This is a genomic window from Flavitalea antarctica (genome assembly GCF_054461535.1).
Genome location: NZ_JBTLQG010000003.1, coordinates 26,877 through 38,604, shown reverse-complemented (window position 1 = coordinate 38,604; position 11,728 = coordinate 26,877). Strand labels below are relative to the sequence as shown.

The 11,728-nt window shown below is 45.2% G+C and carries 11 protein-coding genes; 8 read left to right on the top strand and 3 right to left on the bottom strand.

Going from position 1 to position 11,728, the window contains the following annotated elements:
• Window positions 1-63 precede the first annotated feature (63 nt).
• Window positions 64-699: a VOC family protein gene (locus ACX0G7_RS04635; RefSeq protein WP_458922262.1), complete on the top strand. Its 636-nt coding sequence runs from the start codon at window positions 64-66 to the stop codon at window positions 697-699.
• A 238-nt stretch (window positions 700-937) separates the two neighbouring features.
• Here the strand turns inward: ACX0G7_RS04635 and ACX0G7_RS04630 are convergent, their stop codons facing one another.
• Window positions 938-1,474: a CopD family protein gene (locus ACX0G7_RS04630; protein ID WP_458922261.1), complete on the bottom strand. Its 537-nt coding sequence runs from the start codon at window positions 1,472-1,474 to the stop codon at window positions 938-940.
• 69 nt (window positions 1,475-1,543) lie between these two features.
• Window positions 1,544-2,593 carry a ferrochelatase gene (hemH, locus tag ACX0G7_RS04625; protein ID WP_458922260.1) on the bottom strand — a complete coding sequence of 350 codons (1,050 nt, stop codon included), beginning with the start codon at window positions 2,591-2,593 and terminating at the stop codon, window positions 1,544-1,546.
• 156 nt (window positions 2,594-2,749) lie between these two features.
• On the opposite strand from hemH, the gene hemA reads away from it, so the two are divergent.
• From hemA to ACX0G7_RS04590, 7 genes are all read left to right on the top strand, one after another.
• Window positions 2,750-4,000, top strand: coding sequence for a glutamyl-tRNA reductase (hemA, locus tag ACX0G7_RS04620; RefSeq protein ID WP_458922259.1), 1,251 nt, complete (start codon window positions 2,750-2,752; stop codon window positions 3,998-4,000).
• 3 nt (window positions 4,001-4,003) lie between these two features.
• Window positions 4,004-4,933, top strand: coding sequence for a hydroxymethylbilane synthase (gene hemC, locus ACX0G7_RS04615; protein WP_458922258.1), 930 nt, complete (start codon window positions 4,004-4,006; stop codon window positions 4,931-4,933).
• A gap of 227 nt (window positions 4,934-5,160) precedes the next feature.
• Window positions 5,161-6,192: a uroporphyrinogen decarboxylase gene (hemE, locus tag ACX0G7_RS04610; RefSeq protein WP_458922257.1), complete on the top strand. Its 1,032-nt coding sequence runs from the start codon at window positions 5,161-5,163 to the stop codon at window positions 6,190-6,192.
• Window positions 6,193-6,266: 74 nt separating this feature from the next.
• A complete protein-coding gene (gene hemF / locus ACX0G7_RS04605; protein WP_458922256.1) occupies window positions 6,267-7,199 on the top strand; it encodes an oxygen-dependent coproporphyrinogen oxidase in 933 nt (310 codons plus the stop codon).
• Window positions 7,200-7,210: 11 nt separating this feature from the next.
• A complete protein-coding gene (gene hemB / locus ACX0G7_RS04600; protein WP_458922255.1) occupies window positions 7,211-8,194 on the top strand; it encodes a porphobilinogen synthase in 984 nt (327 codons plus the stop codon).
• Between the two features lie 24 nt (window positions 8,195-8,218).
• Window positions 8,219-9,505 (top strand): glutamate-1-semialdehyde 2,1-aminomutase, encoded by a 1,287-nt coding sequence (gene hemL, locus ACX0G7_RS04595; protein WP_458922254.1) that lies wholly within the window; start codon window positions 8,219-8,221, stop codon window positions 9,503-9,505.
• Between the two features lie 158 nt (window positions 9,506-9,663).
• On the top strand, window positions 9,664-10,731 hold the full coding sequence (locus ACX0G7_RS04590) for a helix-turn-helix domain-containing protein (RefSeq protein WP_458922253.1): 1,068 nt from the start codon (window positions 9,664-9,666) through the stop codon (window positions 10,729-10,731).
• Between the two features lie 22 nt (window positions 10,732-10,753).
• On the opposite strand, the gene ACX0G7_RS04585 is transcribed toward ACX0G7_RS04590, so the two are convergent.
• Window positions 10,754-11,653 carry a glycerophosphodiester phosphodiesterase family protein gene (locus ACX0G7_RS04585; protein ID WP_458922252.1) on the bottom strand — a complete coding sequence of 300 codons (900 nt, stop codon included), beginning with the start codon at window positions 11,651-11,653 and terminating at the stop codon, window positions 10,754-10,756.
• Window positions 11,654-11,728: the final 75 nt, after the last annotated feature.

Below are 11,728 nucleotides of genomic sequence, written 5' to 3'. Positions count from 1 at the left end.
CCTGATTGAAAATTTTGATAATTGTGGCTATTTATTATGTAAATACCACACATAGCTACATAAATGGGCATTCCAGGCGTCATTTATCAGCAACGAAATCAATTTTTTGGAAATGGCTCAGCCTTCGGAAAATACAAAGATGGCGTATTGTGGAGTAATCTCCACATCCATCTGGGGGAATATGCCTCGCCGTGGTTAAACTTTGAGTATGATTATAATCCTTTGTATCTTAAAGCCATGAAAAGGATTCATAAGATTGCATTATTTGCCACCTTCTGTATTGCCGGCCTTGCCAATACTACCTCTGCGCAGTCAAAAAAAGCTGCACTTAATCACATTGCGCTTTCAGTGGTGAACCTCAAGAAAAGCACGGCATTTTACATGGACGTCGTTCAACTGGATACTATACCCGAACCGTTCCACGACAACAAACATACCTGGTTCGCGATAGGGCCTAAAAGTCATCTTCACATCATTGAATCTGCCAAAGAGATCTCCAGCCACAACAAAAACACCCACCTGTGTTTTACGGTTCCTTCCGTTGATGAATTTGTGGCAAGGCTGAATAAGATGAAGGTACCATTCGTAAACTGGCAGGGAGAAAGCGGGAAAATAACCACAAGGGTCGATGGCGTTAAACAGATCTATTTTCAGGACCCGGATGGCTTCTGGCTTGAAATAAATGATGCGAGGGACTAAGGTTGTAAACCAGGCTCTTTGCATCCGTGAGCCTTCTTGCATCAGTGAGCCTTCTTGCATCCGTGAGCCTTCTCGTGTCAGTGAGCCTTCTTTCATCAGTGAGCCTTCTTTCATCAGTGGGCCTTCTTGCGTCCGTGAGCCTTCTCGTGTCAGTACGCCTCTCGTGTCCGTGAGCCTTCTTCCGTCAGTGAGTCTTCTCGCGTCAGTGAGTCTTCTCGCGTCAGTGAGCCTTTTTTAGTCAGTGAGCCTTCTTGTTCGTTCTAACCAGCTTATATATGCGCACAGCGCTCATCAACAGCAGTGCGAACGTTACCAGGCCCCCAAGTCCCCACCATAGACTCATGGCCTGCTTTACTTCTACAAGCATCACTATCGCAATCAGAAAAATGGTAGCAAGTTCGTTCCACAGCCGGAGTTGAGTACTGGAATATTTATAAATTCCCTTCATCTGTTGCCGGTAGATATTATGAAGAGAGAGATGATAGAGATAAAGACCAACAACAAATGCAATCTTAATTTCCAGCCAGCCGGGGACGGATCCAAACAGGTATAACATCCAGGAACCGAATACAAGCGTTAACACTGCTGAAGGCCATGTGATACCGAACCAGAGCCGCTTTATCATTATAGAAAACTGCCTGTTTAATATACTTTTTTCAGGTTCAGTTTTTTCCGATGCCTCCGTATTATAGATAAAAAGCCTGACGATATAGAACATGCCGCTGAACCAGGTAACAATAAAAATGATATGCAGGGCTTTGACGTATTCGTACATAGATGAGAAAGATAAACAATCCGTTCACTATTTCCGGCTATCCGGGCACATCCGGCGGCTATCCCGCTTTTATGCAAGAACCATTTCTTTGCTTCCGGATATTGACCTCTTCATCCAGCCCGCGATCGTTTCAATCAGCAGCGGATGAGTATTCAGGCAGGGAATCAATTGAAAACTTTCTCCCCCGGCATGCAAAAAGATCTCTTTGCCTTCCACTGCCATTTCTTCTAGTGTTTCAAGACAATCGCTCACGAAAGAAGGGCAAACCACTAATAGCTTTTTTATCCCTAAGCCCGGTAATTCAGCAAGGCGCAGAGCAGTATAAGGCTTGAGCCACTCTTCTCTGCCCAGCCTGGATTGGAAAGAAATATCATATTTCTCAGGAGGGATACCCAGCGCTTCGACAACTGCTTTAGTCGTTGATACACACTGGTGGCGGTAGCACTGTTTGTGGGCCGGCGAAGCAACATTGCAGCAGTCAGCCACCTTCAGACAATGGGAGCCGGTAATATCTCCTTTAGTAATATGCCGCCTGGGAATGCTATGGTAGCTGAACAGGATCTGGTCGTATTCCTTTTCAAGAAACGGCCGGATGTTCTCCGCCATAGCGTTAATATAATCGGTGTCGTTATAAAATGGCTTAATGAATCTCAGTTTGAAGGGATATTTGTTCTTTTTGTGCACTTCTTTGGCATATTCCACAGCCGTTTCATAGGAAGACATCGCATAGTGCGGGTAAAGCGGCAAAGCGATCACTTCTTCAAGCGCGGGATTACGTTTCATCAGGTTATCGAACGCCGTGGCCGGATGTGGTTTTCCATAACGCATCGATAGCTCAACCGGCTCCTCCATTACTTTTTGGAGAGCATCCCGCAATTGCTGTGACAAAACGATCAGCGGGGACCCTTCCGGAAGCCAGACAGATTTATATGCTTCAGCGGATTTTGGCGCTCGCCTGGGCGTGATGATCCATTCTATCAGTATTTTCCTGAACAGCCACGGATAATCTATTACCCGGCGATCCATCAAAAACTCGTTCAAATAACGCTGTACGTCCTCTACTTCCGTGGATTCCGGCGATCCAAGGTTCATAAGCATAATCCCCGTTCTGGTCATCATTTTAAATTGATTGGCGAAATTACATTTGTGCTTCAATAAACGCAGTCGGTTTCTTTTTGTTTGCATTTAAGGTGAATAATATGACATTACAATGACTTGGAAAATGTGGATTGAGGCTGACACCTAGTATTTTTGCAGTTGAACAGCAGTACTTTAATGAACGGAAACACGACAAGACAGATTTTCAAGTTTCATGTAGCAGGGATCAACTATAAAAAGACTGACGCTTCCATCAGGAGTCAATTCGCTATTGGTAAAGAACAATATGCTTCCATCCTGGATCTGGCACCTTTTTATGGCGTTGGAGAATTATTTATTTTGTCGACTTGTAACAGAACTGAAATCTACGGATTTGGCGAAACCGCCCAGGAACTCATCCAGCTACTCTGCACACAAACGGTAGGAGAAATTGAAACCTTTAATTCCCTAGCATATATCAAAACCGGTACGGCTGCCGTTCAGCATCTTTTTGAGGTCGGCGCAGGACTGGATTCACAGATCCTTGGTGACTACGAAATTATTGGCCAGATAAAACAGGCCGTGAAATTTGCCCGGGAACACGAACATAAATTTATAGGTAATTTCCTCGACCGTCTTGTCAATACGGTTTTGCAGGCTTCTAAAACAATAAAAAATCAGACCCAGCTTAGCAGTGGAACCGTGTCGGTTTCCTTTGCGGCAGTTCAATATATCAAGGACAAAGTTAAAGACATTGCACAGCAAAATATTTTGCTGATCGGTACGGGTAAGATCGGCCGGAATACGTGCAAAAACATTGTTGATTATCTTGGAACAACAAACGTTACCCTGGTAAACAGGACAGATTCGACCGCCAGCGATTTGGCGGGTGAGCTCGGCCTGAAATCGGGTAAACTAAGCGATCTTCAGCACCTGGTGAGTGAGGCCAATATCATCCTGGTGGCTACCAACTCCCAGACACCAACCTTACTCTATTCCCACCTCTCGCCAGGCGCGTCCAAACTGATCATTGATCTTTCGATTCCTTATAACGTTGAACCAAATGTATCCGAACATCCGGGTATCACGCTTATCAATGTCGATGAACTGTCGCGCTTAAAGGATGAAACCCTGCAGAAACGACAGGCAGAGATGCCAAAAGCAGTGGCAATCATCGAAAAACATATCGGGGAATTTCTCGAATGGTACCAGGTGCGTCGCCGGGTACCTATGCTTCGCGCTGTGAAGCTCAGGCTGGAAACCCTTCCTTCCTGCAGACTGTATACATCCTATTCATCGCTCCATAGTTTAACTTCGCCTATTATTCATTCTGACGAAAAAATTCAGCAGGTAATAAATAGTATGGCTCTTAAGATGCGTAGCCAGGATCTTCACGGCTGCCAATACATCGAAGCTGTGCACGATTTTATTTCCCGCCCCAAAAATTAAGGCATGAACAGATCTATCAGGATAGGCACCAGGCAAAGCGAACTAGCTACCTGGCAGGCTAAACAAGTTGCTGCCTTACTCGCGGAGAATGGTTATCAATCAGAACTGGTATTCGTGAAAAGTGAAGGTGATATCGATCTTCAAACTCCATTATACGAAATGGGTGTGCAGGGCATTTTTACAAGAACGCTCGACATTGCCCTCTTAAACGACAGGATCGACGTTGCAGTCCATTCCATGAAAGATGTTCCTACCCAATTACCGAATGGGATCCAGCAGGCGGCCGTGCTGCCAAGGGCTTCATGGAAAGACTTATTAGTGCTGAGATCCGACTCTTCGTTTATGGATGATCGTTACACCACCGCCGTCATTGCAACAAGCAGTATCCGTCGGCGTGCCCAGTGGCTGAATAAATACCCCAATCACACCCTCGTAAACCTCAGGGGCAATATCAATACAAGGTTAGCCAAGGTGAAGGAAAGCGAATGGCACGGGGCAATATTCGCCGCCGCAGGAGTTGACAGGATAAATATCCGTCCTGAGAACGCTCTCGAGCTGGACTGGATGTTGCCGGCACCTGCGCAGGGAGCCATCATGGTCGTCTGCCGTTCCGGAGATAACTTCACTGCTGCTGCCTGCGCATTATTCAATGATAAGGAAACGGAAATCTGCACAAAGGTTGAAAGAGATTTTCTCAGGCAGCTAATGGGTGGTTGTTCAACCCCTATTGCAGGGCTATGTGAAGTGGTGAATGGCGAAGCGCAGTTCAGGGGCAATATTTTATCTGCTGATGGCTCGAAGAAGATAACCATAGAAAAATCCGTAACCGTTGAGAGTGCCGGCGGGCTTGGGATTGAGGCGGGAAAAGAAATCCTTGATAACGGCGGCAAAGAGATCATTACAAGATTGATGGCCTCAAACAACCTGGCTTGATATTCAGGAATTAGCCTGACGTTCAGCAATCAAACTGACGTTAAGCAATCAACGTCATGTCAGCAATCAACGTGGTATTCAGCAATCAACCCGATGTTCAGCAATCGAAATGAAGAGTACTGATGTTCAGCAATCGAAATGAAGAGTACTTTTTTGATCGGCTTCAGCCGGAAGGACCTTCTTTTACAAATACATAAATACGTTATAAAAGTATAAGTTTAATTAGCATGGAAATGATCAAAAACGACCTGGTTCTGAAAGTGCTCCGTGGAGAAGAAGTAGACAGAACCCCTGTCTGGATGATGCGCCAAGCAGGAAGATACCTGCCGGATTATATAAAACTCAGGGATAAATATTCTTTTTTTGAAAGATGTCAACGCCCGGAACTCGCAACAGAGATCACCTTACAACCAATCGACCAGGTAGGGGTTGATGCAGCAATTATATTTTCGGATATCCTGGTAGTACCTCAGGCGATGGGTCTCGAAGTACAGATGGTCGAAGGCAAAGGCCCCTTTTTACCTCAGACCATTAAAACACAAACAGATCTCGAAAAATTGCAGATCCCTGATGTTAATGACAGACTTTCCTACGTTTTTGAGGCACTGACCATGACCAAAAAAGCATTGGCCGGACGGGTGCCGCTGATCGGTTTTGCCGGTTCACCGTGGACACTGCTTTGTTACATGGTTGAAGGCAAAGGTTCGAAAACGTTTGACCAGGCCAAGGCGTTTTGTTATACACAACCTCAGCTCGCCCATGCTTTGCTCAACATGATCACTGAAACGACGATTGCTTATCTGAAAGGGCAGGCAAAAGCGGGAGCTGATATACTTCAATTATTCGATAGCTGGGGCGGCTTACTCGGGCCGGAAGATTTCGAAAATTTTTCACTACAATATATGCGCAGGATCGTGGCTGCTTTTAAAGGCGAAGTTCCATTCATTCTATTTGCAAAAGGGGCATGGCACTCATTGAAGGAAATGGCCGACACCGGCGCAAATGGGCTGGGCATCGACTGGTGCATAAAACCTTCGTTAGCCCGGAACTTTGCCGGAAATAATGTTGCGTTGCAGGGTAACTTCGATCCGGCTAAATTGTTGTCGCCTATTCCGGTGATAGAAAGAGAAGTTAAGGCGATGCTGGCGGCTTTTGGAAAAGGTAAACACATTGCAAACCTTGGTCATGGCATCCTCCCGAACGTACCCGTGGATCATGCCAAAGCGTTCGTAGAAACGGTAAAAAGTTACCGGTGGTAGCTATCACAAGTTGTCACTGACCGGATTAACAAATTGTCACTGACCCGCTGGAGGGTTATAACAAAAACTCATTTATGAACACTATCCCGATCATTGATCACTCTTTACGAGATGCCTGGGTGGCAAACATTCATGATCTCCAGGATCTGATTTGTACCCAACTCGAACTGGCAGATGGAAAGGAAAGATTTATAGAGGATGCCTGGTCGCGCCCTGAGGGCGGATCAGGTAAAACAAGGGTGATAGCAAATGGAAATGTATTTGAAAAAGGCGGGGTAAATACCTCGGTAGTGTATGGCGATGTTACTCCCGCCATGCGCACCCAATTAAAAATCGAGGGAGATAAATGGTTCGCCTGCGGAATCAGCATAGTCATTCATCCTTTCAATCCATTCGTTCCAACAATACACTGCAACTACAGGATGTTTGAATTGTATAACTTTGATGGTATCCTCACAGACCGGTGGTTTGGCGGAGGAACTGACCTGACTCCATATTATCTCTTTGAAGAAGACGCAATTCATTTCCATAAGACTCATAAAAATATCTGCGATAAATTCAACGCCGCATTTTATCAGACATTCAAAGTTGAATGTGATAATTACTTCGTGAACTGGCACAGGGACGCTGAACGCCGCGGCATCGGAGGAATCTTTTATGATTATCAGCGCGAAGGAGAGATGGACGTAAACTCGTGGGTAAATTTTGGGAAAGCGTGTGGCGAAAACTTTTTAACCGCTTATCTTCCATTAGTTCAAAAAAGAAAGAACACACCGTTTACAGAGGAAAATAAAAAGTGGCAGGAAATCAGGAGGGGAAGATATGTTGAATTCAATCTTGTTCATGATCGTGGAACCTTGTTTGGCCTCAAAACAAATGGCAGGATTGAAAGTATACTGATGAGTCTGCCCCCTACTGTAAGATTCGAATATAACTATCATCCATTACCCGGTAGCGCAGAAGACAAACTGGTACAGGTTTGTCTGCACCCGAGGGACTGGATCTAAACTTTTTTATCATGCAACTTATAAGACGAAACAGGATACTGCGGCAATCACCGGCTATCAGGTCATTGGTAGCCGAAACCATTTTACACCCTTCCGATTTTATCGCGCCGTTATTCATAGACGAAGGAAATTCAACCCGTGTTGAGATCGCTTCAATGCCTGGATATTTCAGGATGTCGCTTGACCTCGCAATACTCGAAGTAAAAGAATTGTTTGACCTCGGCATCCGTAGCGTTCTTCTTTTTATCAAATGTGAAGATGCATTGAAAGATAACACGGGCCAGGAAGCCTGGAACGAAAACGGCCTGATGCAACGTAGTATCAAAGCTATTAAAGATGCCGTTCCTGAAATGATCGTAATGACCGACGTGGCGCTTGATCCGTATTCCTCATACGGCCATGACGGAATAGTTGAAAACGGGGAGATTGTAAATGATGCAACCGTTGAGGCGCTGGTTAAAATGAGCTTGAGCCACGCAGAAGCGGGTGCAGATTTTATGGCCCCCAGCGATATGATGGATGGTCGTATCATGGCAATACGACAGGGCCTGGAAGAGAGTGGTTTCACCCGGACAGGTATCATGGCCTATAGTGCGAAATATGCTTCCTGTTTTTACGGACCTTTTCGTGATGCCCTCGATAGTGCCCCGGGTTTCGGGGACAAAAAGACTTACCAGATGGATACTGCAAACCGCCGCGAAGCTATAAAAGAGGCCTTGATGGATGTTGAAGAAGGAGCTGATATTGTAATGATAAAACCGGCCCTTGCCTATCTCGATATCATTCGTGAAATTAAGGAACAGGTAGCCGTGCCCGTTAGTGCCTACCAGGTGAGTGGCGAATATGCGATGATCAAAGCCGCCTCACAACGTGGATGGTTAAACGAAGAAAAGGCAGTCATCGAAACCCTTACTTCTATAAAACGAGCAGGTGCGGATCTCATTGCAACATATTTTGCACGTGACGCTGTCAAACTTCTCAACCGTACCTTTTGATTTCTACCGACCGAATAATTCATTATGAATACCATAAAAAGTAATACCCTGTTTGAACGTGCCCAGCAATCCATCCCCGGCGGAGTTAATTCGCCGGTACGTGCCTTTAAAAGTGTTGGTGGAAACCCGATATTTATTGAAAAAGCGAAAGGCGCATACCTGTTTGACGCAGATGGCAATCAGTATATAGACTACATAGCAAGCTGGGGTCCGATGATTCTTGGCCATGCTTATGAACCGGTTGTAAAGGCAATTGCGGAAAAGGCCACTTTATCCACTTCGTTTGGTGCACCAACTTCGCTGGAAGTGGAGATGGCCGAGCTGATCAAATCAATGGTACCTAATGTGGACCTGGTAAGAATGGTGAACAGCGGCACAGAGGCCTGCATGAGTGCACTCCGGCTGGCCAGGGGTTATACAGGTCGTAACAGGTTTATCAAATTCGAAGGCTGTTATCATGGGCATGCTGATCCATTCCTGGTGAAGGCCGGCAGCGGCCTGGCCACTTTCAATATACAAACAGTGCCCGGAGTTACTGCCGGTGTTTCGAATGATACGCTCACCTGTGCTTATAACGACCTGGATGGGGTTGAGAAACTTGTGTCGGAGAATCCCGGTGCCATCGCAGCCATTATCATAGAACCCGTAGCGGGAAATATGGGTTGTATACTGCCTGAAAAAGGCTTCCTGCAATCGCTGCGAAGAATCTGCGACAGGGAAGGCATCGTTTTTATTTTTGACGAAGTAATGACAGGTTTCCGACTATCCGCAGGGGGCGCTCAGCAAACCCTGCATGTTGATGCTGACCTGGTTACCTATGGTAAAGTGATAGGTGGTGGTTTGCCGGTAGGGGCCTTTGGGGGGAAAAAAGAAATCATGCAAAAAATTTCTCCGTTGGGGAACGTTTACCAGGCCGGAACACTCAGTGGCAATCCCCTGGCCATGATTGCCGGTTTTACGATGCTGAATGAATTAAAGTCAAACCCTGCAATCTACCAGGAACTTGCTGATAAAACAGCTTACCTGCATCGTGGGCTTGACAAGGTTTTTGCTGCCGCCGGTAAGCCATATGTTATCAACCGGATCGGCTCTATGATCAGCGTACATTTCAGCAATGCACCGGTCACTAATTTCGAAGCTGCGGCCGCAGCTGATAATGAAAAGTTTAAAAGGTATTTCCATTTTATGCTCTCCAATGGTGTCTATCTGCCTCCTTCACCATTTGAAAGCTGGTTCCTGAATAATGCCCTCACAATTGCTGACCTTGACAAAACAATCGGCGTCACCGAACGTTTTGTTGTCGGGGAATGATCGGCTGCGCCTGAAAGGTACAAGCCTGCCCTGAATTCACGGTTTTTGAAAAAAATGAATTACAGGCAAAATAATGCCAGATTATCCTCATCTTTAAGGATAGATGATCCTGATAGATGCCGGGAATAAACCGACCGACACCTCAAATAAGCGTACATATGAATAAAGAAACAGTCACAATGAAGGATCATCTCCTTTCGCCGGAAAAAACGACAAAAGAAGCATCGCACTTCTTTCATGACTTTGCCGGTCTTTCAAACCAGCAATCTTATGAAAGGGGAGGCAATTTTCTTGTTGGCACAGACTGTGGGTACTTTCAAATGTTCGGTGCACACGGGCTGCACATCTGGGATGGAAATATTGAAATCACTTCAAACCGAAAGATCACCGTCCAGACCGCGAAAGCTGCTTTTCAAATGATCTTTTGTTTAGAGGGAAAGATCGGCCATCATCACGGATCAGAAAATAACAATCTCGAAAAATCCCATCATAACTTGTTTTATGCCCCTGCAGGCGAAACACGGCTGGACTGGCAGGTTACAAAATGTACCCGTCTTGTCGTTATATCATTAAGCGAAGAATTTTTTCTGAGAATGATTCATTTAAACGATGGAGAACTCTCAGAGATGCGGCAACGCGTAAAAAATCATAGTCCATGCTGGCTGTCCAAACACAATATGCATATCAACCAGCACTGCCTTCTTATTCTTCAGCACCTTGCCGGTGGGCGAAGTGAATCATCGCAGAGGAGGCTATTCATTGAAGCAAAAGTGCTTGAATTACTGGGATATCAGCTGGAGCAGTTCCAGGAGACGAAAACCAACGGGCATTCGAATATGCTAAAGGCAGCTGAAGTTGAAAAAATGTACCTGGCAAGGTCGATAATACTTGAAAATCTGTCTAAGCATTATTCTCTTGTTCAACTCGCCCACCAGGTAGGAACCAACGAATGTTATCTGAAAGACCATTTCAAAAAGGTGTTTGGTACTACCGTCTATGCATTTACTCAGCAAGCAAAGATGGATAAAGCCAGGGAGCTGATCATGGCTGGCGGAAAAAAGATCTCAGAAATAGCAAAATCAACCGGGTATAAGTATACTTCTCATTTTACAAGCAGCTTTAAGAAACATTTCGGTGTGTTGCCGAACAAGATCAAGCTGTTAATGTTCCTTTTTCAGGAGGAGCTTGAATGCGTGACTATGGTGATGTATGAAATGGCGATTTAATCTTCAGTTCATAGTCTGACTATCACTTACCAGCAGGAATAAGATCCGGGTAATCTGTAATTATCCCGTCCACCCCCAGCAGAATCAATGCATCGATTTCATTTCTTGTATTTACTGTCCATGGAACCAGTTTCATCTTGTGCTTCCTGCAGTCCGCAACAGTCTGAGCCGTTACCAGTTTATAATGTGGACTATATATTTCAGGCGTGTATCCCAGCTCCCGCAGGTTTTCATCCACAGACATTGTTTTTGAATCAACGAGGTAAGCAGTAACAACATCCGGATAAGATTTGTGGGTTTCCTGGATCTGCCTTTTATCAAATGACTGAATGTAGAATCTGTTGCCAATGTTTTTTGATTTTACAACTTCCATCACAGATTTTATAATAGTAGCCGCATCAGGCTGATAAATTCCGTCAAATTTTGGATTGGCCTTGATCTCAATATTATAGATCACCGGCTTTTTGCCGGCCCTGGTATAGGATTCGATCGAATCAATCAATTCTCCCAGCAACGGCATATAAGCAGGTTGCTTCACTTGCTGCGGAAATGCCGGATTGCCTTTGCTGCCGACATCTATTCTGCGGATATCAGTATAGTTCATCTGGTGCCAGGTATAGGCTTTTGCACTATCGGCACTGATTTCGTTTAGTCCCGGTATGGTGGAAATCGAACGGTTAACATAGGGATCATGCGCAATGAGGACCTGGCCATCCCTGGTGATATAAACGTCAACCTCAATTACATTTACCCCCAGGTCCACTCCCTTTTTCATGGAAGCAATTGTATTTTCAGGCACGTATCCCCTGGCGCCACGATGTCCCTCTTTCAGAAATACCGGATAATTGTCTATTGGTTTTGACATACGAGTAGTGGCACAAGCAGTAAAAATAAACATTGCAACAGCGAACAGCATTTTCATCAGCTCATATTTTTTATGGATGTTCTTCACTGATAGGTGTGTGTGATAATGATAAGTGTGTGTGATAATGATAAT

Coding starts and splice junctions, on each gene's coding strand:
- hemA (WP_458922259.1), top strand. CDS start 2,750: ATGAACGGAAACACGACAAGACAGATTTTCAAGTTTCATGTAGCAGGG.
- ACX0G7_RS04635 (WP_458922262.1), top strand. CDS start 64: ATGGGCATTCCAGGCGTCATTTATCAGCAACGAAATCAATTTTTTGGA.
- ACX0G7_RS04585 (WP_458922252.1), bottom strand. CDS start 11,653: ATGAAAATGCTGTTCGCTGTTGCAATGTTTATTTTTACTGCTTGTGCC.
- hemB (WP_458922255.1), top strand. CDS start 7,211: ATGCAACTTATAAGACGAAACAGGATACTGCGGCAATCACCGGCTATC.
- hemL (WP_458922254.1), top strand. CDS start 8,219: ATGAATACCATAAAAAGTAATACCCTGTTTGAACGTGCCCAGCAATCC.
- hemF (WP_458922256.1), top strand. CDS start 6,267: ATGAACACTATCCCGATCATTGATCACTCTTTACGAGATGCCTGGGTG.
- hemH (WP_458922260.1), bottom strand. CDS start 2,593: ATGATGACCAGAACGGGGATTATGCTTATGAACCTTGGATCGCCGGAA.
- ACX0G7_RS04590 (WP_458922253.1), top strand. CDS start 9,664: ATGAATAAAGAAACAGTCACAATGAAGGATCATCTCCTTTCGCCGGAA.
- hemC (WP_458922258.1), top strand. CDS start 4,004: ATGAACAGATCTATCAGGATAGGCACCAGGCAAAGCGAACTAGCTACC.
- hemE (WP_458922257.1), top strand. CDS start 5,161: ATGGAAATGATCAAAAACGACCTGGTTCTGAAAGTGCTCCGTGGAGAA.
- ACX0G7_RS04630 (WP_458922261.1), bottom strand. CDS start 1,474: ATGTACGAATACGTCAAAGCCCTGCATATCATTTTTATTGTTACCTGG.